The 25371-nt window shown below is 69.8% G+C and carries 17 protein-coding genes; 11 read left to right on the forward strand and 6 right to left on the reverse strand.

The genetic code is table 11. The annotated features are described in order from the left end of the window. Nucleotides 1–3 precede the first annotated feature (3 nt). Complete coding sequence (locus tag ACIBK1_RS14840) at nt 4–747, forward strand: alpha/beta hydrolase (RefSeq protein ID WP_396735141.1); 744 nt, start codon at nt 4–6, stop codon at nt 745–747. On the opposite strand, the gene ACIBK1_RS14845 is transcribed toward ACIBK1_RS14840, so the two are convergent. Both ACIBK1_RS14845 and ACIBK1_RS14850 read right to left on the reverse strand, forming a co-directional pair. Next, nucleotides 734–2932 (reverse strand): MMPL family transporter, encoded by a 2199-nt coding sequence (locus ACIBK1_RS14845; RefSeq protein WP_396735144.1) that lies wholly within the window; start codon nt 2930–2932, stop codon nt 734–736. The two genes, ACIBK1_RS14840 and ACIBK1_RS14845, sit on opposite strands and share 14 nt — an antisense overlap. 13 nt (nt 2933–2945) lie before the next feature. Then, nucleotides 2946–3347: a hypothetical protein gene (locus ACIBK1_RS14850; RefSeq protein ID WP_396735147.1), complete on the reverse strand. Its 402-nt coding sequence runs from the start codon at nt 3345–3347 to the stop codon at nt 2946–2948. A 298-nt stretch (nt 3348–3645) separates the two neighbouring features. On the opposite strand from ACIBK1_RS14850, the gene ACIBK1_RS14855 reads away from it, so the two are divergent. Together ACIBK1_RS14855 and ACIBK1_RS14860 are read left to right on the forward strand one after the other, a co-directional pair. Further along, complete coding sequence (locus tag ACIBK1_RS14855; protein WP_396735998.1) at nt 3646–7614, forward strand: ThuA domain-containing protein; 3969 nt, start codon at nt 3646–3648, stop codon at nt 7612–7614. 89 nt (nt 7615–7703) lie between these two features. Beyond that, complete coding sequence (locus ACIBK1_RS14860) at nt 7704–8345, forward strand: hypothetical protein (RefSeq protein ID WP_030511849.1); 642 nt, start codon at nt 7704–7706, stop codon at nt 8343–8345. A 91-nt stretch (nt 8346–8436) separates the two neighbouring features. Here the strand turns inward: ACIBK1_RS14860 and ACIBK1_RS14865 are convergent, their stop codons facing one another. Then, nucleotides 8437–9600 (reverse strand): ROK family protein, encoded by a 1164-nt coding sequence (locus ACIBK1_RS14865; RefSeq protein WP_030511850.1) that lies wholly within the window; start codon nt 9598–9600, stop codon nt 8437–8439. 272 nt (nt 9601–9872) lie between these two features. On the opposite strand from ACIBK1_RS14865, the gene ACIBK1_RS14870 reads away from it, so the two are divergent. Genes ACIBK1_RS14870 through ACIBK1_RS14890 form a run of 5 tightly spaced genes read left to right on the forward strand, consistent with a single transcriptional unit; the run spans nt 9873 to nt 15306 of the window. Beyond that, nucleotides 9873–11318: a sugar ABC transporter ATP-binding protein gene (locus ACIBK1_RS14870; RefSeq protein ID WP_396735150.1), complete on the forward strand. Its 1446-nt coding sequence runs from the start codon at nt 9873–9875 to the stop codon at nt 11316–11318. After that, nucleotides 11315–12313 (forward strand): ABC transporter permease, encoded by a 999-nt coding sequence (locus ACIBK1_RS14875; protein ID WP_076441346.1) that lies wholly within the window; start codon nt 11315–11317, stop codon nt 12311–12313. Before ACIBK1_RS14870 ends, ACIBK1_RS14875 begins: the two co-directional genes overlap by 4 nt. Beyond that, the gene (locus ACIBK1_RS14880; protein WP_051762642.1) at nt 12310–13251 is read left to right on the forward strand and encodes an ABC transporter permease; all 942 of its coding nucleotides are present in this window, start codon (nt 12310–12312) and stop codon (nt 13249–13251) included. The genes ACIBK1_RS14875 and ACIBK1_RS14880 overlap by 4 nt, the downstream gene beginning before the upstream one ends. Next, entirely contained in the window at nt 13238–14470 is a 1233-nt protein-coding gene (locus ACIBK1_RS14885) for a substrate-binding domain-containing protein (protein WP_030511854.1), read from the forward strand. The genes ACIBK1_RS14880 and ACIBK1_RS14885 overlap by 14 nt, the downstream gene beginning before the upstream one ends. 17 nt (nt 14471–14487) lie before the next feature. Next, nucleotides 14488–15306 carry a sugar phosphate isomerase/epimerase family protein gene (locus ACIBK1_RS14890; protein ID WP_231514157.1) on the forward strand — a complete coding sequence of 273 codons (819 nt, stop codon included), beginning with the start codon at nt 14488–14490 and terminating at the stop codon, nt 15304–15306. Nucleotides 15307–15352: 46 nt separating this feature from the next. On the opposite strand, the gene ACIBK1_RS14895 is transcribed toward ACIBK1_RS14890, so the two are convergent. The 3 genes from ACIBK1_RS14895 to ACIBK1_RS14905 form a co-directional block, all read right to left on the reverse strand. Then, nucleotides 15353–16747 (reverse strand): lectin, encoded by a 1395-nt coding sequence (locus ACIBK1_RS14895; RefSeq protein WP_396735155.1) that lies wholly within the window; start codon nt 16745–16747, stop codon nt 15353–15355. A gap of 251 nt (nt 16748–16998) precedes the next feature. Beyond that, a complete protein-coding gene (locus tag ACIBK1_RS14900) occupies nt 16999–18666 on the reverse strand; it encodes an MBL fold metallo-hydrolase (RefSeq protein ID WP_396735158.1) in 1668 nt (555 codons plus the stop codon). After that, a complete protein-coding gene (locus ACIBK1_RS14905; RefSeq protein WP_396735161.1) occupies nt 18663–20162 on the reverse strand; it encodes an MFS transporter in 1500 nt (499 codons plus the stop codon). Before ACIBK1_RS14905 ends, ACIBK1_RS14900 begins: the two co-directional genes overlap by 4 nt. 77 nt (nt 20163–20239) lie before the next feature. Here ACIBK1_RS14905 and ACIBK1_RS14910 point away from each other — a divergent pair, with 77 nt between their 5' ends. From ACIBK1_RS14910 to ACIBK1_RS14920, 3 genes are all read left to right on the forward strand, one after another. Beyond that, on the forward strand, nt 20240–20917 hold the full coding sequence (locus ACIBK1_RS14910; RefSeq protein WP_396735164.1) for a winged helix-turn-helix transcriptional regulator: 678 nt from the start codon (nt 20240–20242) through the stop codon (nt 20915–20917). A gap of 129 nt (nt 20918–21046) precedes the next feature. After that, on the forward strand, nt 21047–23746 hold the full coding sequence (locus ACIBK1_RS14915; protein WP_396735167.1) for a glycoside hydrolase family 3 N-terminal domain-containing protein: 2700 nt from the start codon (nt 21047–21049) through the stop codon (nt 23744–23746). Between the two features lie 81 nt (nt 23747–23827). Beyond that, entirely contained in the window at nt 23828–25369 is a 1542-nt protein-coding gene (locus ACIBK1_RS14920) for an acyltransferase family protein (protein ID WP_449566883.1), read from the forward strand. Nucleotides 25370–25371: the final 2 nt, after the last annotated feature.

Here is a 25371-nt window from a genome sequence, read left to right on the forward strand (position 1 = left end):
CCGATGGGCACGCCGGAGCGGAGCCGGCCCCATCCGGGGCCCGAGGAGGGCGTGCGGCACGGCCGGTTGTCCGCCCGCCCCGTGGCCGTCGCACGGACGGCGTCCTCTCCCGAGCCGGGGGTGCACCGCCTGGACGGGCGCGCCCTGTTGTCCGTGCCGCCCGCCGGGGCGGCCGGGCCGTTACCGCTCGCCGTCGTGCTGCACGGCGCGGGCGGCACGGCGGAGCAGGCGCTGGAGTGGTTGCTCCCGCAGGCGTCGGATCTCGGCGTGCTGCTGCTCGCGCCGCAGGCCGTCTCCGCCACCTGGGACGTCATCGTCGGCGGTTACGGCGCGGACGTCTCCAGGATCGACGCCGCGCTGGAGGAGGCGTTCTCCCGCACGGCCGTCGCCGTCGGCGAGGTGGCCGTGGCCGGATTCTCCGACGGCGCCTCCTACGCGCTGTCGCTGGGACTGGCCAACGGCGACCTGTTCCAGGCCGTGCTCGCGTTCTCCCCGGGGTTCATGGCGCCGATGATCCGGCACGGCCGACCCCGGATCTTCGTCTCGCACGGCGTCTCCGACCGTGTGCTGCCGATCGACGAATGCAGCAGGCGCCTCGTGCCCGAGCTGAGGGAGAGCGGTTACGAGGTGACGTACGAGGAGTTCCGCGGCGGGCACCAGGTGCCGCCGCAGACCGCCGCCGCGGCCGTGCGCTGGTGGATCTCGCAGCGCCTGGGTCACGGCACCGGCGACGTCAGTCCGGGGTAGCGGTCTGCTTGAACGGCCACCAGTTCCGCTCGCCGAGCATCGTCGCGAGAGCGGGGACGAGCAGGGCCCGGACGAGGAAGGTGTCGGCGAGCAGGCCCAGGGTGACCACAAAGCCGATCTGAAACAGCGCCTCCATCGGAATCACCATCAAAGTGGCGAAGGTGGCGGCGAGCACGAGGCCGGCGGAGGTGATCACGCCACCGGTTCGCTCAAGGGCCTCCGTCACCGCACGGCGGGTTTCCTGCTGCCGACGCCGCTCGCTGATCCGGCTGAGGAGAAACACGTTGTAGTCGACGCCCAGGGCGACGAGGAAGATGAACGCGTATATCGGCAGATTCGGGTCTGAGGCCGGCTGGCCCAGGAGGTGGGTGAAGATGAGGGAACCGACGCCGAGGGCGAAGCCGAAGGAGAGGATCACGGTCGCGATCACGTAGAGCGGCATCACCACCGCGCGCAGGAGCACAGCGAGGACGACGAGGATCAGGGCAAGGCTGACCGGGACGATCAGCCTGGTGTCACGGCCGAGTGCCTGGCGGGCATCGTAGTTTTCGGCCACGGTCCCGCCGATCAGGACGGTCTGGCCGCCGGCCGCGCGCTCGGCGACCTCGCGCAGCGCCGGGACGGCGTCGGTGGACTGCTCTGAGAACGGATCCATTCGCAGGTCCGCATCGAAGATGAGCAAGTCCTTCGCCGAACTTCGCTCGCCTTGCGCCTCCGCCCCCGGAGAGTCTCCGTCCGCCCCGACCGATCTGGCCACCGCGTGCATGTCGGCGACCGGTGTGTGCGTGCCTTCGGTGAGAGCGCTCTGGACCTTCCCGCCTACCTCGGCGGCCACGACGATGCGAAGCGGTGCCGACCGGCCGGGGATGAAGTGGTCGCGGATCACCTGCTGGCCGCGGACCGAGTCCGGCGCCTCGCGGAAGGACTCGGAGAAGTCGAGCGCAGGACGCGCGCCGATGCCGGCCAGCGCGCCCGCAGCGAGGACGGCGGTGACCGCCGCGGCGATCACTCCCGGGCGTGCGTGAACGAGGCCCGCGACGCGCCCCCAGAACGTGACCGCGGCTGCGGACTCGGGCTCGAGGCGGGGAACCGCGGGCCAGAACGCCCGTCGCCCGAGGGCGATGAGCACGGCGGGCAGGAGCGTCAGGCCGGCACAGACCATGATCGCGACACCGAGGGCGAGGATCGGGCCCATTTCGCGTGTGGCGTTGAAGTCGGCAAGGGCGAGGACCATCATCGTGCCGGCGACGATTGCTCCGGCGGAGAGAATCGCTGGGGCGGTGCGCTGGGCGGCGGCGACCATCGCCTCCTCGGCGTCCCGCGTCCGGCGCAGCTCGTCGCGAAACCGCGCCACGATCAACAGACAGTAGTCGGTGCCCGCACCGAACATCAGCACGACCAGGATCGAGGTCGTCTGGCCGCTGACCTCGGTGAGGCCGGCGGCGACAAGGCCGTAGGCGAGGCCGGAGGTGACCAGATAGGCGAGGGCGACGACGGCCAGCGGCACCAGAGCGACCAGCGGCGAGCGGTAGGTCACGAGCAGCAGGAGCAGCAGTACGGCGACAGTGACCGCCAAAAGGGTTCCGTTGATCCCTCCGAACGCGGCTTGCCGATCGGCCTCGAAGCCGGCACGGCCGGTCACGAAGGCCCTCAATCCGCTCTTGTCGCCGGTGGCCGGCGGGACCACCTCGCGGATCGCCGCGACCGCCTGCTCAACGTTGGGCGTCGAGTCATCGGTCATCAGGACCGTGCTCAGGATGACGGTGTCGTCGGGTGAGGTGAGCAGCGAACCGCCCGAGCTCATGTCGAGCGGATCGGTCTCGCCGCACGCGCGTTGGTACGGGGTGGCGACCATCGTCAAGTTCGGGATCGCGCCGGACCGGCACAGCGCGAGGGCGTCGGTGTCGGCGCGCCGTCCGTCGTCCGCGGTGATCCCGCTCTCGCGGAAGTAGGCGATCACCGCCGCCGTCTCGCTGCCGCGCCGGAACCGCTCGTCGATGATCCGCTTGACCGCCGCCGACTCCGATCCCCGGACGAGGAAGGTCTCGCTCTCGTCGGCGGCACGCTCGCTGAGTTTGGCCTGTAGCGGCACCGCGAGCATCGCGAGCGCGAGCCACACGGCGATCACGACCCACCGTGATCGCCGGCCGGCGGCGATCACGGAAGCCCTGGTGAGAAGTCGCATCGGGTCGCCGACCTTAGAGACCGCCACCGACCCCCTCTATTTGGCTGACGACGCCATGCGCGATGTAGACGTAGATCCTCGTCGGGTCGATCTCTATCGGCACGGGCCGGCTCTTGTCGTCTTCGCGGGAAACGATGATCTCGCAGTTGTGACGGGCCGCCTTCTCGCGCGCCTCAGCGAGCTCCAAGCCGAGCAGCTCCGCCGTATCGAAGGCGTTCTTCGCGGGCGTGTACTGGTTGAGCCCGTTCTGCTCGGTCTCCACCATCGGGCATTGAAGCGCGGTCAGGTCGCGCCCCTTGGCCGTCGCCTCCCCGGAATCGTCGCTGCATCCCGCCAGAGCCAGTGCTCCGACGGTGATCGACACTGTGGCCGCAGCGACGCTGAGAAGCCGCCGGTGAACCCTCTGACCGCTCATAGCGGGGACGCTAACTGACGAAACCGTCTGGATCAAGACAACTAACGCTCTTGACGAAGGAATCAACGGCAGATCGGCCATCAACTTTTTGGATTTCGAGGCGAAAGTTCTTGACACATGGACAAAAGGTGCAGACGCTACGTCTGAACCTCGGGCGGTCGAACCATATTGCTCCGGCCGCGGGGCTGTCGCCGCCGCATTGGGAGAGGAAGTGAGTGGTATGCGGAACGCCGCGCTGCCCGCGCGGAGTGTGAGGCGTTCTCTGATCGCGCTGACTACGGTCGCTCTCGGGGCTCAGATGCTCACCCCGGCGACCACTGCCCAAGCGAAGAGCACCCCCCAGGCTGCTGCTGCTGCCCCTGCGACGAGCACCGGGCCGGCCAACAATGGTTTCCTTGCGGCTCCGGCCAAGGCGGAGGACGGCAAGAGAATCCTCATCTATACCGGCACGACCGGATACCGGCACGCCGATGGGATCGACAACGGGCGCCCAGTGGTGCAGGCCGCTCTCGAGGCCGAGGGCTACGAGGTCGACTGGGAGGATTGCGACAACAACGGTGGCGGCGCGAACAACTGCGACAACCCGAACAAGAACCCTCGGATCTTCACCGACCAGAACCTGGCCCAATACAACGCGATCCTGTTCCTGAACTCATCGTGGTCGTGGGCCGGCGGCGGCCGGCCCGGACCGCTCCTCGACCAGGCCCAGCGCGATGCGTTGATCCGCTTCACCCAGAACAGCGGCGGGATCGCGGCCGTGCACAACATGACCGACGCCGGCGCCGGCGTCTCCGTGTGGGACTGGTGGGACGGCGGGCCGGACAGCCTCATCGGCACGACGATGACCGCCCACTCGAACGGGTCGGCCACCGGCAACGCCGCGACCGTCCAGGTCGCCGACCACAACCACCTCTCCACCAAAGACCTGCCCGACACCTACCAGATCGCCGACGAGCACTACAACTTCGTCCGCAGCGTCCGGGGCACCCACCACGTGCTCGAGACCTTCGACGAGCGCACCTACAACACCGGCAGCCAGAAGATGGGCCAGGACCACCCCACGACGTGGTGCAAGCTCTACGACGGCGACAGGGTCAAGGACGGCACCACCACCCCGCGGTCCTACAACGACGGACGGAGCTGGGTGACCTCGCAGGGCCACTTCGGCGTGCGTTACAGCGAGAACGGCGGCGACAACCCGCTGGTCAAGCAGATCGTCGGAGGGGTGCGCTGGGTCGCCGGCGAGGGCGACAAGACCGACTGCTCGGGCACCGTCTGGTCGAACTTCACTCGCACGACCCTGGTCGACAACGCGAACGGCCCGATGGCTCTCGACGTGGCGTCGGACGGCAAGCTCTACTGGACCGAGATCGGCCCCACAACGGGCTACCAGTCCCAGGGCTACGTGAAGATGCACGATCCGAACGGCCCGCCGAACAACTCGACCACGGTCGCGACGATCCCGACGCGCGCCGACCACGGCAACTCCGAGGACGGCGTGCTGGGGATGAGCCTGGAGCCGGGCTTCGACCTATCGAACCCAGACAAGCGCGACATCTACGTCTACTACTCCCCGCGCAACCCCGACTGGCCGACCACGGGCAACCAGCAGACGGTCGGCTACAACCTGATCAGCCGCTTCACGTTGAACGAGGCCGGCACCGCGTTCGAGCCCGCGCAAGCAGGCGGAGCCGGTGACCCGGCACATCCCTACGATGAGCGGCAGATCCTGCGCGTGCCCAAGGCGAAGATCTCGGGCAACCCCTCAGGCTTCCCGGGCGGCCCCACCGACAACGGCCCCGGCCATGTCGGCGGCGCGAGCCTCGTGTTCGACTCCGAGGGCAACCTCTACCTCGGCGTCGGCGACGACACCTCCCCGAACGCGCCCGGCCACAACGGCTACCCGCCGATGGACCATCGCGCCTCCGAGCGCTGGGACGCGCGCAAGACGGCGGCCAACACCGCCGACCTGCGCGGCAAGGTCCTGCGCATCAAACCGATCGAGGACATTCCGCCTCCGACCTCAGGGAGCGCCCCCGACCCCGGCCTGGACAAGACCTACACGGTCCCGAAGGGCAACATGTTCCCGCCGGGGACACCGAAGACCCGGCCGGAGATCTATGCCATGGGCTTCCGGCAGCCCTTCACGGTGCACACCGACCCCGCCCACCCGGGTACGGTCGTCGTCGGCGAGTACTGCCACGACAACTCGGTGGACCAGGCCAACCGTGCCCCGGCGGGCACCTGTGAGTGGGATCTGGTCGACGGGCCCGGCTTCCAGGGCTGGCCGTTCTGCGTCGGCGACAACTCGAAGACCAACACCACGTGGCGCTGGAACTACGAGACCAACTCCTCGACCGGCCAGCAGTACGACTGCACGCTCGACAAGATCCCGGCCGACCTCGCCTGGGCTCCGCCGGGCGGCAAGAGCTCGCCACCCACATTCCAGGGCCTCGATGAAATCCCAGGCCCCGCGAAACCGGCGACGATCTGGCGCAAGTACCCCAACAACCCGGGCGGTCAGGATCCGTTGGCTTTCGGCGACCTGGGCCCCGGGGGCATGCAGCCGGTCACCGGCCCGGTCTACCGATACAAGGACAGCTACGGTCCCGGCGCCTTCCCGCCCTACTACGACGGCTCGTGGCTGATCACCAACCGCGGTGCAGACAACGGGTTCTGGAAGGAGGTCCGCCTGCGGGAGGACAACAACCAGATGCTCCGGGTCAACGACTGGCTGCCGGTCAACCACTTCGGCACGCCGAACAGCAGCTTTGTGATCCCGACCAGGTTCGGGCCCGACGGCGCCCTCTACATGGGGCGCTGGACCTTCGGCTGCTGCCGCAGCCAGGTCAACTCCACAATGAAGATGGAGCTGGTCAAGATCGAGTTCAAGCCCTCGACCACGTGCGCCGAGGACACTCAGGCACCGACGGTGTCGCACCAGATCGAGGGCCGGGCCCACCCCAGCCAGCAGAACACCTACATCGACTCGGCCACCCTCAAGCTCAACGCCAACGATGTCGGCTGTGCCGGGGTGGAAAAGGTGGAGTATCGCGTCAACGGCGGAGAGTGGACCGCCTACGACGCGCCGGTCCCGTTCAAGAACCCGGGGAAGTACACGGTCGACTACCGGGCCACCGATTACTCAGGTAACGCCTCCACCCCGCAGAGCGCCGTCTTCACGGTGGCCGACGGCGGCAAGACGCTCCCCACGACGTGCGACATCTACGCCATGGGGACGGGGTGGAGTCCCGGCAACTGCGAGATCGCTCTCGGTGGCACCATCACCTGGCACTTCAACGCGGATGCGGGGATGCCACACGATGTCTGGCTCGTGCCGCCCGGCGGCAATCCGGACCCGAACGGCGGCGACATCTTCGAGGTCACCAAGGGCCCTGTCTCGCCGGGAGGTCCGTCGGTCTCCTACACCTTGAACAAGGAAGGGACCTGGACGGTCATCTGCAGGCTCCACTCCGGCTTCGACGGCAAGAAGTGGGCGGGCATGGTCACGACGATCACGGTCGGAGGAGGGGCCGCGGGTGTGTACACCATCTCTCCCAAGCACAGCGGCAAGTACGTCGCGCCGCAGAACGCCTCCACCGCCAACGACGCCAAGATCGTTCAGATGAGTGCGACGGAGGGCGGCGAGCAGCAGTGGGAGGCCATTCCCTTCACCGCGGGCGCCTACCAGCTCAAGAACGTCAAGAGCGGCAAGTGCCTTGACGTGCCGACCGGCTCGACCGCGACGGGCACCCAGCTCGTCCAGTACTCCTGCCATCCCGACGGCAATACCGACCAGGTCAACCAGAGGTTCTATCTCATCCCGTCCGGAGACGCCTACCAGATCAGTTCGGCGGTAAGCGGCCTGTGCCTCGACATCAACGGCAAGTCCCAGGCCGACGGCGCCGCGTTGATCCAGTGGACCTGCAGCAATGACGACAACCAGCGGTTCGGCTTCACCCCGGTTTCCTCTCCCAGCGTTCCGCTGACCGTGACCGCCACGTCCCGCTGCGTGGGCACGTCGGCGTACGTGGCGGTGACGGCGGTCAACGATGGCGACGCGCCGGCGAGCGTGACGTTGTCGACCCCGTACGGCTCGACGACCGTGGCCGACGTGGCCCCGGGCAAGCAGGCGTACCAGTCCTTCAACGCGCGTGCCGGGCAGATCGGCGCGGGCAAGGCGACTGTCAAGGGGACCGCGACGATCGGCGGCAAGCAGGTCACCTCGACCTACGACGCCGCCTACAACGCGATCAGCTGCGCCTGACCGCCGCACTGAAAGCACTGACCGGGGCCGGCCGGACGATTGGCCGGCCGGCCCCGCACCCCATGCCTCCCAAAAGATGGAGTCATCACGTGAAGACCAAGAGAACCACCCGGATACTGGCTGTGTCGGTGCTCGGCCTGGCGCTTTCGGGTGTGGTCGGTCCCGCGATGGCGGCCGACGGACCCGGCGACGGCTCCGGCGACGGCATCGACGTGTCGGTGAACATCGAGCCCACCACCACGCCCGGTCAGCTGTCGATGACGGTCGCCGACAACAGCGGGGTGTCCCTCGCCGAGAACGGCTCGGACGCCGCCGCCCGCCAGTTCACCGGCACCCTGCCGACGGTCACGGTGTCCGACACCCGCAACCCGGAGGACATCCCCGATGGGGAGTACTGGGCGGTCGTCGGCCAGGCCGGCCAGTTCACCGCGGCCGACGACCCGTCCAAGACCATCGGCCCCGAATACCTCGGCTGGAAGCCCCGCCTGCTGACCGACTCCTCAACCGGGGCGGTGTCGGCCGGTGAGCCGGTCTCCAGTGTCATCTCCGACGGCAGCGACGCTCCCGCCGTGGGTCTGGAGGGCCAGGAGTTGCTCGTGTCGATCGCGAACTCCGCGGACGAGATCGGCACTTCGGAGGTCAACGCCGATCTGGCCCTGCGCACTCCGGTCGACGTCGCCGCCGGTGAGTATCACTCGACGCTGACGCTGTCGCTGTTCAACCAGTCCTGAGCCGGCGGCGGGACCGGAAAGGAAACGGGCCACCCCTTTCTCGCCGTAGGGGTGGCCCAATATTCATAGAAGACCCTTGATTCGGCAGAAGTTATGTGGAAACCGACCGATCGACGGTCTTGGGATCCAGGATGCGCTCTATGACCATGACAGCGGCGCCGGTAACGCCCGCCCGGTCACCGAGCTCGCTGGCACGGATGCTGAGACTCTGGGTGGCCAGTGGCAACGAGCGGCCGTAGACCATTTCGCGGACGCCCGCCAAAAGGTGATCGCCCGCTTCGACCAGGTCGCCGCCGATCACGATCATTGTGGGGTTGAAGAAGTTGACGATCGAGGCGAGCGCGCTGCCGACCTCTCTGCCGCCCTGCCGGACAAGGCGGATGGCCAGGGGATTGCCTTCCTTGGTTAGGCGGACGACATCCCGGCCGTCGGCGACATCAAGCCCCGCGTCGCGGAGGCGGGCGACCAGAGCCGCGCCGCCGGCCACGGCCTCCAGGCAGCCGACGTAGCCGCAGCGGCACTGCACCTGGTCGATGGTGGGGATGCGAATGTGGCCGATATCCCCTGCAGCCCCTCGGGCGCCGCGATGCAGCCGGCGTCCGGCGATGATGCCACAGCCGATGCCGGTGCCCGCCTTGACGAAGATCAGATGCTCGACCTCGGGGTGGACGGCCCAGTGCTCGCCCAGCGCCATGATGTTCACGTCGTTGTCGACGAGCACCGGAACGCCGAGCCGCTCGCCGAGCCAGCCGGGTACGGGGAAGCCGTCCCAGCCCGGCATGATCGGTGGGTTGACCGCCGTGCCGCTTTCGTGGTCCACAGGGCCGGGGAGGCCGACGCCGACTCCGCAGACGTCCGACGCCGGATGACCGCACTCGGCGAGCAATTCGCGGAAGGTGTCGAGAACCCAGCTCAGCGTCGGCTCAGGTCCGCGGTCGATGGGCAGGTCGGCGGCACGTTCCGCCAGGACCGCTCCACCGAGGTCGCTGGCGGCGATCCTGGCGTGGGTGACGCCGAGGTCGGCGGCGAGCACCACGCGGGCCTCACGGTTGAAGGAGAAGGCGGTGGCGGGCCTGCCGCCCGATGGAGTCGTGTCCTCGGCGGGCAGGATCAAGCGCTGGTGCAGCAGAGCGTCAATCCGCTGGGACACCGCGCTTCTTGACAGACCAGTGAGCTGGACCAGCTCAGCGCGGGTACGCGCTCGCCCGTCACGCAGGATCGAGAGCAGTGATCCCGCTCCGGTCCCGCCGGGCATGCCCTGAGCCACTGGCACTCCTTACTACTCGACGTTTCCTTATGTTTTACCCTACGCGTCTTTTGCTTGACCAAAGTCATAAGTCATGTATACGCTCGCGGCGATATGTAGCGGCGCACCTAAAGTTCTGACAAGCAGACGGGGTGCCGGGCCGGGAGCGAGTTTATGACCTGTATTAACGGCGTGCCCGAGCCGAGAATCCAGCGAGCCCAGCAGTACGGCCGAATGAGCGAGGCTTTTCTGTCTTCCGTTCCCGTGGCGGAGTAGGCCCGATGCTGACCATGACGGGCATCGGCAAGAGCTTCTTCGGCGTGCGGGTGTTATCCGGCGTGGACCTCGCGGTCGTGCCGGGCGAGGTCCACGCGATTGTGGGGGAGAACGGAGCGGGCAAGTCCACGCTCATGAAGATCCTCGCCGGAGTGCACGCACACGACGAGGGAACGATCGAGATCGACGGCCGGCGCGTATCGTTCGGCCATCCGCTGGAGGCCCAGCGCGCCGGCGTGGCGATCATCTACCAGGAGTTCAATCTGCTGCCCGAGCGGACCGTGTCCGAGAACGTCTTCCTCGGCAGGGAACCGGTACGGCGCGGCTTGGTCGACCGGATCGCGATGGACACCGCGACCGCCCGGCTGCTCGCCGAACTGGGTGAGGACTCCTTCGGCCCCCGACAGCTGGTCAAGCGCCTGTCGGTCGCTCAGCAGCAGGTCGTGGAGATCGTCAAGGCGCTGTCGCTCGATGCCCGGATCGTCGTGATGGACGAGCCCACCGCCGCGCTCGCCGAGCACGAGGTCGAACTGCTCTACCGGCTGGTGCGGCGCTTGCAGGAGCGAGGCATCGCCGTGCTCTACATCTCTCACCGGCTGCGCGAGGTGTTCGACCTCAGCGATCACGTGACGGTCATCAAGGACGGCAGGCTGGTCACCACGGCCGCCACCGAGGACGTCACCTCCGAGGATCTGGTCCGCCTCATGGTCGGGCGCGATCTGAACGGTTACTTCCCGCCACGCTCCACCTCGGTCGGGGAGACACGGCTCCAGGTCACCGGCGGCGGCAACGACCGGCTGCACGACATCGACCTGAAGCTGAACGCGGGAGAGATCGTCGGCATCGCCGGGCTTCAGGGATCCGGCCGATCGGAGCTGGCCAAGGCCCTGTTCGGTGCCGAGCCGTTCACCCGGGGCGAGATGACGCCGGTGCGCCCGCGCTCGGTCCGCGAGGGAATCCGTGCCGGAGTCGGCCTGGTGACCGAGGACCGCAAGAGCGAGGGCCTGGCCCTGCGCCAGTCCGTGCGCGACAACGCCCTTCTCGTGACCCGCGCGATGGGCCGTGGTGCTCGCCGCAGCGGGGTGCGGGAACTGCTGGAACGTGTACGGCTCACGCCGCCCCGCGAGGAGCAGGAGGTTCGCTATCTGTCCGGCGGCAACCAGCAGAAGGTCGTGCTCGCCAAGTGGATGACCGTCGCCCCGAAGGTGCTCCTGTTCGACGAGCCCACCCGTGGGGTCGACGTGGGCGCCAAGGCGGCCATCCACGACCTGATGCGCGAGCTGGCCGAAGACGGCGTCGCGATCATGATGATCTCCTCCGAGCTGCCCGAGCTGATCGGCATGAGCGACCGCATCGTCGTGCTCCGGGAGGGCCGCATCGCGGGCACCCTTCCCGCAGGATCCTCAGAGGAGGCCGTCATGAGCCTGGCCGCGGGTGAGGTGTCCTCATGACCCAGAACGTGCTCGCTGATGGCAGGGCCAGGTTCGGGGCGCTGGTGAACCCCACGAGTGTCGTCTTCCTGGCACTGGCCGGCGTGATCCTCGTGGGCTGGGCGCTGGTAGCCGTGGACGGTGGCCAGTTCCTCACGATGGAGACCGTCGTCGGGGTGCAGCAGCGTTCGGCGGCGCTCGGGATCGTCGCGGTAGGCCAGACGCTGGCCATCCTGGCGGGATCCCTCGACCTGTCGGTCGCCTATCTGATCAGCCTGGCCTCGCTGGTCGCGGCGGTGACCATGGCGGGCCAGGACTCCAACATCGTGCTCGCGGTCGGCGCCGTCATGGGAGTGAGCGCACTGGTCGGGCTGGTCAACGGTCTGATGATCAGCAAGTTGCGCGTGCACGCGTTCATCGCCACACTCGGCATCTCACTGATCATCAAGGGAATCCTGGGCGACCTCTACGACGGCCCGGCCGGCCGGGTGCCGGAGTCCTTCCAGCACCTCGGCTACGACCGGTTGGGCCCCGTGCCCGTCTCGGCGTTGCTCTGGGCCGCGGTCGCACTCGTCGCCTGGTTCCTGCTCAGACGGACCAAATACGGCTACCGGGTGTACGCCGTCGGCGGTGACGTCGAGGTCGCCAGGTTGTCCGGCATCCGCACCGACCGGGTGATCATCATCACGCACGTGCTGTGCTCGCTCTGTGCCGGCATCGCGGGGCTGCTGCTGGCCAGCAGGCTCGGCGCCGGAGCCCCGACCGTGGGCACCGACGGCGGATACGACCTCGAGTCCATCGCCGCCGTCGTCCTCGGCGGCGCCGCGCTGGCCGGGGGCAGAGGCGGAGTCGCGGGCACCGTGGGCGGCGTGCTGCTGCTCGCCGTCCTGGACAGCGTGTTCAACCAGCTGGAAGTGAACTCCTTCTTCAAGGACGTCGTGCGGGGCGTGGTGATCGTCGTCGCCGTTGCCGTTTACGCCCGGCGTACGGGCCTGATCGGAAGGAGGCGGACGTGAAGCGTGCGCTGCCGATTCTCGCGGTGCTGGCGGTGCTGCTGGCCGCCATCGCGATCGTCAACCCGTTCTTCCTGGAGCCCGCCGGGTTCCTCTCCTTCGTCAGGCGCGCCGCGCCCCTGGTCATCCTCGCCGCCGGGCAGTACCTGGTGATCGTCTCCGGCGAGTTCGACCTGTCGGTCGGATCGCTGGTCACCGTCGAGGTGGTCGTCGCCGCCCGCTTGATCGACGGGGACGAGGCGGCGACCTGGCCGGTGCTGGCCCTGCTGATCGTGCTCGGCCTGTTCGTCGGTCTGGTCAACGGTGCGGTGACGACCCTCCTGCGCGTGCCGTCGTTCATCACCACGCTCGGCATGATGCTCGTGCTGTCCGGCGCGGTCTTCCTGTGGACGGGCGGCGCACCGCGCGGCGCGCTCTCCCAAGCGTTCCGCATGTTCGGCAGGCAGACCGGATGGGCTGTGCTCACCCTCGTGGTCGTCGCCGTCGCGGCCGTGTTGCTGATGCGGGCGAACTTCGGCAGGACACTCATCGCCATCGGCGACAACGAGCGCGCGGCCGCCCTGTCCGGCGTACGGGTGACCCGGGTGAGGCTCATCGCCTTCACCCTCTCGGGCGTGTCCGCCGCAGTGGCCGGAATCCTGCTCGGCGGGTTCGCCGGAGTGTCCGCTCAGGTCGGCCAGGGACTGGAGTTCCAGGCAATCACCGCGGTCGTCCTGGGCGGCGTCGTCCTGGGCGGCGGTCGCGGCACGGTCATCGCCGCGATGGCCGGGGCGCTCACCCTGGAGGCCCTGTTCACCCTGCTCAACCTGTACGGCGTCTCTGGGGCGCTGAAGTTCACCGTGCAGGGCGTCGTCCTCATCGCCGCCGTAGCGGCCGGAGCCATCCGTCTTCCCTTCCTCGATGCCCCGAAAGTAAAAGGAGACGCCCATGCGGTTTCATAGACCGCTCATCCTCGCCGCCGCGGCTCTGACGGTGTTCGCCGTCGGCGGCTGCACCAGCGACAAGCCCAGCACCACCACAGCCGCCGACACGGGCGCCGGCACGGCGCCGCCCGCGGCCGCTTCGACGGCGCCGGCCTCGGGAACCGGTGAGCAGTCCAAGTTCTTCGTCCAGGCCGACTACGACGCTCAGCTCGCGATGCGCTCGCAGACGGCGGAGGGACCGGCGGACAAGCCCTGGGAGCAGGCCATCGCGCCGCAGATGGTGTCCACCGCCGAGTACAAGAAGAAGGACGGGCCGTACCACCTGTGCTTCTCCAACGCGGCGGTCGACAATCCCTGGCGGCAGGTCGGCTGGAAGACCATGCAGGCCGAGGTGGCGTTGCACAAGGAGATTTCCGAGCTCACCGCCCTCGACGCCGAGGGCAAGGACGACAAGCAGATCTCTGACATCGCCGAGCTGCAGGCCAAGGGCTGCGATGCGTTGATCGTCTCGCCCAACACCACGGCGACGCTCACTCCAGCCGTCAAGGGCGCCTGCGGCAAGGTCCCGGTCATCGTCTTCGACCGGGGCGTGGAGACCGACTGCCCGGTGACGTTCATCAAGCCGATCGGCGGCTACGCGTTCGGTGCCGACGCGGCCGAGTTCCTCGTGGAGAAGGTGCCGGCGGGCGGGAAGATTCTGGCGCTGCGCATCAGCCCTGGGGTGGATGTGCTGGAGACCCGCTGGTCCGCGGCGAAGGCCGCCTTCGACTCCAGCGGCCTCCAGGTCGTCGGCGTGGAGTTCACCGACGGCGACGCGGCCAAGGCCAAGGGAATCGTCAACGACTACATCCAGCGGTACGGCAAGCTCGACGGCGTCTGGATGGACTCGGGAGCCACCTCGGTGGCCGTCGCTGAGGCGTTCGAGGACGCCGGCGTGCCCGTCCCGCCGATGACCGGTGAGGACCAGCAGGACTTCCTGCGTAAGTGGAAGGACGACGGTCTTACCGCTGTCGCTCCCACGTACCCCACCTACCAGTGGCGCACACCGATCATCGCCGCCTTGAAGATCCTCAAGGGTGAGGAGGTGCCGAAGGTGTGGAACCTTCCGCAGCCCAAGATCACGGCGGAGACCCTCGACCGGTACCTGCAGCCGAACATGCCGCCGCTGCACTACGCGCTGTGCGGCTGTGAGGGCATGCCCGGATTCCCCGAGAAGTGGGGCGGTAAGAAGGGGTGAGCGCGTTCCCTCTCGGAGTGAACACGTGGGTGTGGGCGTCGCCGCTGACGGACGACGACCTCGCGTCCCTGGTGCCCCGGGTCGCGGCCTGGGGGTTCGACGTCATCGAGCTGCCGGTGGAGCGGCCCGGCGACTGGGATCCTCACAAGGCCGCGGCGCTGCTGGCCGAGCACGGGCTGAAGGCATCGGTGGTGCTGGTCATGCCGCCGGGGCGGGAGCTCGTGGCGGCCACGGCCGAGGTCGTCGAGGAGACCCAGGACTACCTGCGGCACTGCGTGGACGTGGCGGCGGCCGTGGGCTCCCCGGTGATCGGCGGGCCCGCCTACGCCTCCGTCGGCAGGACCTGGCGGATGTCGAACGACGAGCGCCGGACGATCTACACCGAGCTCCGGAACAACCTGGAACCCGTGGTCGACTACGCCGGCGAGCACGGTGTGGCGATCGCGGTCGAGCCGCTCAACCGCTACGAGACCAGTCTGCTCAACACCGTTGAGCAGGCTCTCGACGCATTGCCCGGCGGATGCGGCCTGGCGCTCGACGTCTATCACATGAACATCGAGGAGAAGGATCCGGCGCAAGCCGTACGTGCCGCGGCGGGCCGGATCGCGCATGTGCAGGTCTGCGGAACGGATCGGGGCACACCAGGCGCCGACCGCTTCGACTGGCCCGCCTTCACCCAGGCCCTGGATGAAGCGGGCTATGCGGGCCCCCTCGTTATCGAATCCTTCACCGCCCACAACCAGACGATCGCCACCGCGGCCTCCATCTGGCGGCCGCTCGCACCAAGCCAGGACTCCCTCGCCGTGGACGGTCTGGCCTTCCTCAAGTCGCTGTAGCCGGCCCCGCGGTTCCCCGCCGACGGCGGGGAACCGCGGGAGCCCGTCAGGCCCGGGTCCACCGCTGGTTCGCGCCGCCGTTGCAGGTCCATAGCTGCACCTTGGCGCCGTTGGTCGTCTGGTTGCCGTTCACGTCCAGGCACAGGCCGGACTGGACGCCGACGACGGTGCCGGTGGAGTTGACCGTCCACTTCTGGTTGGCGCCGCCGTTGCAGTCCCAGATGCCCACCGTCGCGCCCGCCGTGGTCCGCTGGTCGAACACGTCGAGACACTTCGTCCCGCCGAACGTGCGCAGCTCGCCCGAGGAGGTGAGGGACCACTTCTGGTTCGCGCCGCCGTTGCAGTCGTAGATCTGCATTGTCGAGCCGTTGGTCGCGGCGCCGCCGGCGACGTCGAGGCAGCGCCCGGACTGCGCGCCGACGAGCGTGAAGTTCTGCGGGGCCTGCGGGGCCGCCCAGGTGCCGGTCGCCGTGTCGATGGTCCAGGAGTCGTAGAACGCGTTCATGGAGGCGGTGGAGCCGCTGATCGTGAGCGGCAGCCACACGGGCGTCGAGCTGTTGAGGTCGTTCGGGTTCCACCGGTCGCCGACGTAGAGGTACGTGGTGCCCGACGAGCCCGACACCGGCACGACGGAGGAGGTCTGGGAGTCGAACGTGCGGCTGCCGGAGGGGGCGAACGTGGTGAATCCGCTCCACGGCCCGGACAGGGAGGTCGCGGTGGCGTAGGAGTTGTCGTTGGTGGACCAGCCGGTCAGGTGCGAGGCGAACAGGAAGTATCGTCCGTTCACCTTGACCATCGCCGGAGACTCCAGGTCGGCGAGCACCGCCGTCGTGCTCACCGCCTGGGTGTAGTCGGCGGAGAGCCGGTCGATGCGCAGGCCGTGGCTGCGGTCCTCGGTCAGCAGGTAGGCCGTGCCGTCGTCGTCCTTGAACAGGCCCAGATCCCGGCTCTCGAATCCCAGCGGCCGCGAGGAGCCGCGGTAGGTGTACGGCCCGCACGGCGTCGGGCTGGTGGCCACACCCGCCCGCGCGTCGCTGTAGGAGGAGTTGTCGATGTGCACCCACATCACGTACTGGCCGGTCGCCGAGTTGTAGATCACCTTCGGCCGTTCCACGATGCGCCCCGCGGCGAGGTCGCCGCTGCCCTGCCGGCTCAGCGCGTTGCCCACCCGGGTCCAGGTGGCCAGGTCCGTGGAGGAGTAGCAGGCGACCGCTGTGAACGTGGCGCCGGCGCTTTTGTCCTCGCCGACCATGTAGTACGTCGAGCCGACCTTGAAGAACCCGGCGCCGTGCGCCTGCAGCCGGTTGCCCGCCGTGTCGTACCACATGACGCCGGGGTGGAGCGTCACGGCGGCGGCGAACCCCGGGACGGGCGCGAACAGCCCGGCGATCATCAGGATGGTCGTGCCGAGCGCCGTGAACCACGCGCGGATGCGTCTCATGGTGCCTCACCTGGGGGATGGACGGTCGGGCGGGGCCGTGGGCAGAGCCAGGCGAAGCGCCGGGCGTCACGTGGCCGCGGGGGACGGAGTGCCGATCTTCGGCTTCGAGGCTCCCCGGACCTTAGACACGATCCGGGAACGCGATCAAGACCCGGCCCGCCCGCCTGCCGGCCCGTACGCGATGACCTCGGCCCCGGCCGCCCTCCGGGGCCGGAAGAGCCGAAACTTTCACGAGGCGGCGTCGGGACCCGTCACTCGGCCGGGTCCAGTTCGAGCCCGGCGAGTGAGGCGTAGTGCATGAACTTGAACGGGTTGAGCAGCTGGTTCCGCGCGACCATCGACTCCAGCAGGCTCTGCCGCAGGCCGGCGAGCTCGGGAGCGCCGGCGTGGCTGAGCAGGCCCAGGTCGACGACGTGCAGGGCCAGCGGATGCTCGCCGCGTCGTGCGAGCTCGAGCCCCGCGGTGACGAAGGCCGCCGCGCTCCGGCCACCCAGCAGGTCCAGCGCGGCCGACAGCTCGGCGGAGGTGAAGCGCTCGACGCCCTCGCCGCTTCTGTGCCAGTAGCCGGTCCGCCCGCGGTGCACCCGCTGGATGAAGGTGTCGCGGGTGACGAGGTAGGGCATCACCGCGGCGGGGTGGTCCCGGAGAACGTCCGGCAGGTGGTTGAGCCGCAGGATCTCGGCGAGCGTCAGACCGTCCGAGATCCCGGCCGCGGTGATCCGCTCCAGGTCGCGCAGTGCGGCCAGCAGCCCGGGGAAGGCCTCGACGGGGTAGTTCTCGGTCAGCGCCGGGTGCCCGTGGATCAGCGTGCGCGGCCGCAGGTCCATGACGACCCGCATGGCGTCGAACAGGCCCTGCGCGGAGCCCTCCGCGACGGTCGGCGAGCCGAGATAGGGCATGCACATGTCGCCGACGAAGGCCACGCCCAGATCCGGGAGGTGGACGACCAGCCCGTCCTCGGTCTCTCCTCCGGCGATCGGGATGAGCGTGAAGTCCACGCCGCCGACGGTCAGGCTCTCCACGGCGTCCACCAGCCGGCCGGGGACGACGTGGGCCTGGCGGCCGTGGCCACGCGGAAGGTAGTAGCCCAGCGGCGGCGGGCCGGAGTTCTGGATCGCGAGCTCGCGAGGGAAGTTCGCCTGGGCGATCACCGTGGCGCCGTCGGCCGTGAGGGCGTCGAGGCCGCCGACATGGTCCAGATGGGCATGCGTGAGGATCACGTGGGTGACGGGCAGCTCGGTGATCTCGCGGAGCGCGCCGAGTGCCGCGGCCGCGTGCTCGGGCGTGCTGGCGGCGTCGACGGCGACCACCCCGGTGCCGGTGACGACGAAGCCGACGTCGGCGAAGTCGTAGCCCTGCGCCACGTGGACGCCCTGTGCGTGCTCGACCAGGCGCGGGGGGACGAAACGGAACCCGTCCTCGGGATTCGCCCAGTAGCCGGTGATCAGGTGGCCGGCCCGGCCGCGTGCCCGCGCGGCGTCCTCGGCGCGTCCGAGCAGGTCGTACGCGCGTGCCAGCGCCGCGTGGACGGGCCGCATGAAGCCCGGCGGGAACTGGTCCTTGACCATGAGGACGAACTCCAGATCCGCGACCACGGTCTCCGCGCGGCCCGCGCACCCGGGCAGGCCGGCGAGGGAGATCCCGCGGTAGTAGTGGGGAAGCCCGAGGTCCAGCGTGGTGGCGGCGTCGAGCTTGGCGATCGCCGCCTCGGCCTGGCCGTCCAACCGGGACTGGAAGGCGCCGGCGAGCGCCAGCAGGAGACCGTCGCGCGGCGTCCGGGACGACAGTTCCGCGAAGAACCCGAAACCCTCCGCGTCGAGCCCGGCGGCCGTGAACTGGCTCGCCAGCACGATCCTGGTGCGCCGGTCGGCGTTCGGCCACGTGGCGACCTGGGAGAGCGCCGCGATCTCTTCGTTCATGCCTCTTCCCCGATCTGGTCGCGCTGCCGGTGCGCCGGATGCCGGTCGGCGCCGCCGGGGCGCCGGATGAATACGAGGGCGAGGGCGGCGCCGGCCGCCGCGGCGATCATGAACCAGCGGACGTCGTCGTGAGCGCCGATCACGGTCGCCGCGGTCGGGGTGCCGAAGACGGCGACGAAGGCGGCGACGCCGAGGGCCGAACCGATCTGACGGAACATGGTCTGCGCGCCGATTCCGGTGGCCAGCGTCTGCGGCGCCAGAGTGGCGGTCGCCGCGATCGTGAACGCGGGCAGGGCGAGGCCCACTCCGCCGCCGCCGACGAGCATTGCAGGGAAGAAGAGCGACCAGTAGGCGGGCTCCGCACCGATGAACGCGACCCACATCACCGATCCGATCCCGAACAACAGGGCGCCCGCACCGCCGACGAGGCCAGGGCCGACGCGCTGCGCGAGCCTACCGGCGAACGGCGCGCACACGGCGGCCGCGACGGGGCCGGGGGTCAGGGCCAGCCCGGCCCGCAGGATCGAGTAGTGCCAGGTCCCCGTGAGGAAGAGCACGTTGGCGAGCAGCATCGCCGAGAACGCGGCCGAGAACAGGGCCGCTGACAGGGCGGACAGCGCGAACGCCGGGACGCGCACGATGCTCAGTTCCAGGACCGGGGCGCGGTGCCGCCGGGAGCGCGCGGCGAACACGGCCGCGAGCACGACGGCGGCGGCGAAACAGCCGATCACCCGTGCGTCCCAGTTCCACGCGTGCCCCTGGACGAGGCCGAGGGTGGCGAGGGAGACGGCGGCGATCAGGACGAGGGTCCCGAGACCGTCGGGCAGCGGCGGGCGGGCGGGGTCGCGGATCTCGGGCAGCACGCGGTACGCGCCGGCGAGCACGATCGCGGTCAGGGGGACGTTGACGATGAAGATCCAGTGCCAGCTCACCTGGGTGAGGAGCCCGCCCAGTGAGGGACCCGAGGCGGCGCCGACCGCGCCCAGGGCGGACCAGACGCCGATCGCGGCCGCCCGGCTCCGCGGTGGGATGGAGGGCAGCAGAAGGCCGAGCGAGGCCGGGGTGATCGCGGCGGCTCCGGCCCCCTGCAGGATGCGGGCGGCGATGAGGAACCCGAGGGACGGCGACGCCGCGCACAGCGCCGAGCCCAGGCCGAACGCGAACAACCCGGCGATGAAGACCCGCCGCCGTCCGACGACGTCGCCGAGTTTGCCCGCGGGCACGAGCAGCGCGGCGAAGACGATCGCGTAGGCGTTCAGGACCCAGGACACCCCGGCCACGGTGGAGTCCGTGAAGTCGGCCTGGATGGCCGGAACGGCGATGTTGACGATGAACACGTCGAGCGTGGAAACGAATACGGCCAGCGCCAGCACAGCGAAGACGGCACGCGGGTCACCCGCGCCCTGTGGAGGATTGAAGGGGGGAGGAGTGAAGGGGGGCGGGCTTGGGGACGCGCTCGCGCCCGCGGCGGCCGCCCGCCTTTCGAGATTGGTCATGACGTACTTCTAAAGTTATAAGACAAGAAAGTCAACTGACTACGTGATAGTTTCAAGTTGAATGGTAGGCTCCGGCCATGCGCTCCTATGGTCAGTACTGCTCGGTGGCCAAAGCACTCGATGTCGTCGGCGATCGATGGACGTTGTTGATCGTGCGTGAGCTCCTGTCGCGTGGCCCGTGCCGCTACACCGACCTGCGCTCCGGGCTGCCGGGGATCGCCACCAACCTGCTCGCGGACCGCCTGCGCGAGCTGGAGGCCGCCGGGCTCGTGGAACGCGAGGACGCCCCGCCGCCGATCGCCACCACCCTGTTCCGGCTCACCGAGCGCGGCGCCGGGCTGGCGCCGGTGATCGACGCGCTCGGCCGCTGGGGCGTGCCCCTGATGCGCGACCACCGGGCCGAGGACGCCTTCCGTGGTCAGTGGCTGCGCCTGCCTGTCCGGATGTTCCTCATCGACCACGAGCCCGATCGGCCCGCGTCCTCGATCCAGATCCACGCAGGGGACCAGAGCGTGGTGATCGACGCCGACGCCGGCCGGGTCTCGCTTCGCCTGGGCGCCGACCCGGACGCCGACGCCACCGTCACCGGCTCGCCGCCCCGCATCCTCGCCCTCCTCAGCGGCGGCCTCGGCCTCGCGGACGCCGAGGAGCAGGGTCTGCGGGTCGCCGGGTCCCGGGAGGCCGTCCTGCGCGTCCTGCCTCGCACCGGAAATGCCATCGGCGACTCCGCGCCCGCCGAGGGGAATGTTTCCTAGTCATCCTCGGTGAGGCCCGCCGGGGCTGGAGAGCGCTCTCTTGACCGATGGGTCTTACGGGGTGACGATCTGCGCAACACGCCCGTAACACCCGATCTGGCCCACGTGGCTCCTGGAGAACGGACGTTCATGCGCAGACTCATCACCCCTCGCCCGCCGGGCCGCCGGCGGCTGCTGTCGGCCCTGGCCGGCCTCGCCCTGCTGCCGGGCGCCGTCGCGGCGGCGCCCCCCGGCGAGCCGCAGGGGAAGCCGCCGGGGAAGCCCCCGGGAAATCCCGCGGTCCGGCCGGTGGTCGGCAAGCCGGACATGGACCACGGCTGCGCGCGCATCGAGAAGCGCCTGCCCGCGCTGCCCGACTGGCCGGCCGTCACGAGCGAGATCAAGCGGAACCCGGCCGACGAGAAGCGCGTCGCGAAGATCGTCGCGGGGATGACCCTGGCCGAGAAGGTGGGCCAGATGACCCAGCCGGAGATCTCCGCGATCACTCCGGAGGAGGTCGCGCAGTACGGCATCGGCTCCGTGCTCAACGGCGGCGGATCCTGGCCGGGCCGCGACAAGCACGCCGCCCCGGGGGACTGGCTCGCCCTCGCCGACGCATACTGGCAGGCGTCGGTGAACACCAGGACCAGGATCCCGGTCATCTGGGGTATCGACGCCGTCCACGGCAACAACAACGTCTTCGGCGCGACGCTCTTCCCGCACAACATCGGCCTCGGCGCGGCGCACGACCCGTGCCTGCTGCACGACATCGGCGCCGCGACCGCCGCACAGGTCCGCGCGACCGGCCAGGACTGGGCCTTCGCGCCCACCCTCGCCGTCGTCAGGGACGATCGCTGGGGCCGCACGTACGAGGGCTACTCGGAGGACCCCCGCATCACCCGCGCGTACGGCTACGAGGTCGTCCGCGGCCTCCAGGGCGGCGGCCCACGCGGGCTGGGCGACCGGGGCGTGATCGCGACGGCCAAGCACTTCATCGGCGACGGCGGCACGCTCAAGGGACAGGACCAGGGAGTCAACCCCTCGTCCGAGGCCGACATGGTCAACATCCACGGCCAGGGCTACTACGGCGCGCTCGCCGCAGGGGCGCAGACCGTCATGGCGTCCTTCAACAGCTGGACCAACGAGGACCTCGGCATCACCGAGGGCAAGGTGCACGGCAGCGAGAAACTGCTCACCGAGGTGCTCAAGCGGAAGATGGGCTTCGACGGCGTGGTCGTCTCCGACTGGAACGGCATCGGCCAGGTCGCCGGCTGCACGAACTCGAACTGCGCCCGGGCGATCAACGCCGGCATCGACGTGGTGATGGTGCCCAACGACTGGAAGGCGTTCATCTCCACCACGATCGCCCAGGTCGAGGCGGGGGAGATCCCGATGTCCCGGATCGACGACGCCGTGACGCGCATCCTTCGGGTGAAGCTGCGGGCGGGCGTGTTCGACGCGCCCAAGCCCTCCGCGCGCCCCGGCGCGGGCTCGGCGAAGGCCCTGGAGGCGCGGGCGCTGGCCAGGAAGGCGGTGCGGGAGTCGCAGGTCCTGCTGAAGAACAACCGCAAGGTGCTCCCGCTGTCCCCCCGGTCGAAGGTGCTGGTGGTCGGCAAGAGCGCCGACAGCATGCAGAACCAGACCGGCGGCTGGACCCTCAGCTGGCAGGGCACCGGCAACACCAACGCCGACTTCCCGAACGGCACGACCATCCTGGGCGGCCTGCGGGAGGTCCTCGGCGCGGACCACGTGACCTTCAGCGAGACGGCCGACGGCGTGGACCCCGGCGCGTACGACACGGTGATCGCCGTGATCGGCGAGACGCCGTACGCCGAGGGCGTGGGCGACCTCGGCCGCCGCTCGCTGGAGGCGGCCGCTCTCTACCCCGGCGACCTCGCGGTGCTCGACAAGGTCTCCGGCAAGGGCGCGCCGGTCGTCACCGTCTACGTCACCGGCCGTCCGCTGCATGTGAACAAGGAGCTCAACCGGTCGGACGCGTTCGTGGTCGCCTGGCTGCCCGGCACCGAGGGCGGCGGCGTGGCCGACCTGCTGGTCAGGAGCCGCCACAGCGGCCCCGGCTACACGGGCACGCTGTCGTACTCGTGGCCGAGGAGCGCCTGCCAGTCGCCGCTGAATCCCCCCTCTCAGAAGCAGGGTGAGGAGGGCTACGACCCGCTCTTCCCGCTGGGCTACGGCCTGCGCTACGGGCAGACCGGGTCGGTCGGCACACTCGACGAGACCTCACCCGGGTCCGGCTGCTCCGGCACGGGCGGCGGCGGCACCGCGACGGAGGACCTGGAGGTCTACAACCGCCAGGACGTGGCGCCGTACAAGAGCTACATCGGCTCGGCCGAGAACTGGGGCGGCACGGAGATCGGCGTGGACGGCGAGGCGGCGCACGCGGAGATCGCCGTCGTCCCGTCGGACGTCACCGTTCAGGGCGACGGGCTGAAGGCGACCTGGAACGGCGCAGGGGCGGCGCAGCTCTACATGCAGGATCCCGCGGGCGGCAGCGACCTGCGCGGCTACCTGAACGCCGATGCGGCGCTGGTCTTCGACACGATCGTCCACCAGCCGCCGGCGGCCCGCACGGTGATCAGCGCGCACTGCGTCTACCCCTGCTTCGCGGAGGTCGTGGCGACGTCGCTGTTCCAGAACCTGCCGGCGGGCACGAAGGCGACCGTCAAGATCCCGGTGTCCTGCTTCTCGCCGAACCTGGACTTCGAGAACGTCAACACGCCGTTCCTCGTCTACACCGACGGCGCGTTCTCCGCCTCGTTCGCGAACGTTCGGTGGGTGCCGGGCGCGGCTGGGGACGCCGACGCCCGAAACTGTGCAGACCTGACATAGTGGTACGTATGCGCCCCCTGAGGCCGTAAGGTCCAGGGGGGCGCTTACGCTTTTCCCAGGTTGACCCCCTACCCTGACCGGATGTTCGTCGATGTTGTGGAAACGAACCGGACCGGTGTCGGAGAGGAGGCGTCACCCGCGCGGCCGCGGCCGCCGTCGCAGTCGCCGCGGCAGGGATGGCTGGACGCGTTGCGTGGCCTGGCCGCGCTCGTCGTGGTGTTCGAGCACTGCGTGGACGCGCTGTTTCCCGAGGTGCGCGCGGGCGCGAGCCAGTGGTTCAACTTCGGCCAGTACGGCGTGCTCGTGTTCTTCCTCGTCAGCGGCTACGTGGTGCCGGTTTCGCTGGAACGCCGCGGCAGCGTCGGCGGGTTCTGGATCAACCGGGTCTTCCGCCTGTATCCCCTGTGGTTCGTCGCCGCGGCGGCCGGGACGGTGTTCGGCGCCGCGGGCGTGTACGCGACGCTGCCGAGCCAGCTGGCCGACAATCCGGGCATCTCCACCCTGGCGCACCTGACGATGCTGCAGGACCTCCTTCAGGTGGTCAGCGTCGTCAACGTGTTCTGGACGCTGTCGTACGAAATGGTCTTCTACCTGCTCGTGACGGCGATGTTCGTGGCGGGCGTGCACCGTGCCGGCACCACGGGCATGCTCGCCTTCGCCGCCGCGGCCGTCACCGTGGGCGGACTGCTTCCGGCGGGCGCGCTGTCGAGGGGCGCCGGCACCGCCCAGGTCGTGGTCGTCACGGCGGTCGTGTTGCTCGCGGCGGCCGCGTCGCTGGCGTGTCGCGGGCGGCTGCGCGTGTGCGGCACCGCGGCCGCGGCCGTGCTGGCTCTCGTGCTGCTCGGCGCCAACAGCCGGATCGGGGCGTGGCAGAGCCTCGCCATCCTCGCGACGATGTTCGCCGGCACCGTGCTCTACCGGCTCGACCAGGGGCGGCTGCGCTGGAAGAGGAGCGGGTGGGCGCTGGTGTCCGTCCCGGTCGCGTCCATCGGCGCCGCGTGGGCGTTCGGCCCCGGCTGGGGCATGCCCGCCGACCAGGCGCTGGCGTTCACCTGGGGCTGGTCCACGGCCGTCGCCGCGGCCTGGGCCACCTTCCTGGCCGCCCGTCTTCTGCGGCGCCGGCCGATGCCCCGCGCCCTCGTGGGGCTCGGCCTGATCAGCTACTCCGTCTACCTGCTGCATCCCCTCGCCGTGCAGGTGCTCCGGCGGCTGACGACGGACCCGGGCCGCTTCTCCCTCGCCGAACGCCTGGCCATGGCCGTCCTTCTGCTCGGGGTGGTGCTCGCCTGCTCCGCGCTGACCTACCGCGCCGTCGAGCGCCCGGCCCAGTCCCTGGGCCGTCGCCTGTCCCGCTGGGCGGGCTCCCGTACGCGTACGACGGAGACCTCGGCAGAGGTCCGGGCGCTACTGCCCGTGCGGGGCCTGCCGCGTCTCCTGACGCGCCTTCCCGGCCGAGGGCGCGAGCCTGCGCGCGCCCAGCAGGACCGCCAGCAGCAGCGCGGTGACCAGCGCGAACGAGACGGGAAGTCCGGCCAGCGTGGCGATCCCGCCGATGGCGCTCGGCGCGAAGAACCCCGACGCGTAGCTCACGGTGGCCGCGCCCGCGACACCTGCGCTCGGTGAGG

Source organism: Microbispora rosea (assembly GCF_044460045.1).
Lineage (GTDB): Bacteria > Actinomycetota > Actinomycetes > Streptosporangiales > Streptosporangiaceae > Microbispora > Microbispora rosea.